The following is a 725-nucleotide window of genomic DNA, read 5'->3' on the forward strand; positions in this document are numbered from 1 at the left end:
AACAGACAAGGAGCTTCACCATGAACGCCTTCACTCGCAAGAACATCACCAAGACCACGCTCGGCCTCGTGGCCTCGGGTGCCCTCGTCTTCTCGCTCGCCGCCTGCTCGATGGACTCCGGTTCGTCCTCCGACACGTCGTCCTCGAGCTCGTCCTCGTCCGAGCCGTCGGCCGCCTCGACGCCCGCCGCGTCGATCGCCGACCTCAGCAACGGTGTCGACACCCAGGTCGCCGTCGACCAGTCCTTCGTCGACGCGATCACCTCGCTCGGCCTGACCCCCGGCGTCGTCGGCACCGCGACCTTCACCGACGGAACGTTCTCGTTCCCGATCACCGGCGGCAACGTCGACTACTACGGCCCCGACAGCGACGTCCGACCCTACGTCCAGGGCGAGATCGACCACGACGGCTCCGGCCTGTCGCTGACCTCCGCCGACGGCACCGTCGTCGAACTCACCGACTTCCGCATCGACCCGGGCGAGTCGAAGCTCTACGGCACCGTCACCGCCAACGGCACCGTCGCCGCCGAGGACGCCTACCTCTTCAACCTCTGGGGCGGCACCCTGAAGCCCATCCAGATGGAAGGCACCAACGCCGTCCTCGAGGGCACCACCGTCCACATCAGCCCCGACGCCGCCGCGCTGCTGAACCAGACCTTCAAGACCGACGCCGTCCAGGACGAGATGCTCGTCGGCGTCGCGAAGATCACCGCCGCCACGGAGTAG

General features: G+C 67.7%; 1 protein-coding gene. It reads left to right on the plus strand.

The genetic code is table 11. The annotated features are described in order from the left end of the window. Positions 1 to 20 precede the first annotated feature (20 nt). The gene (locus AEQ27_RS15380) at positions 21 to 725 is read left to right on the plus strand and encodes a hypothetical protein (protein ID WP_054147468.1); all 705 of its coding nucleotides are present in this window, start codon (positions 21 to 23) and stop codon (positions 723 to 725) included.

Source organism: Frigoribacterium sp. RIT-PI-h, assembly GCF_001297205.1.
Lineage (GTDB): Bacteria > Actinomycetota > Actinomycetes > Actinomycetales > Microbacteriaceae > Frigoribacterium.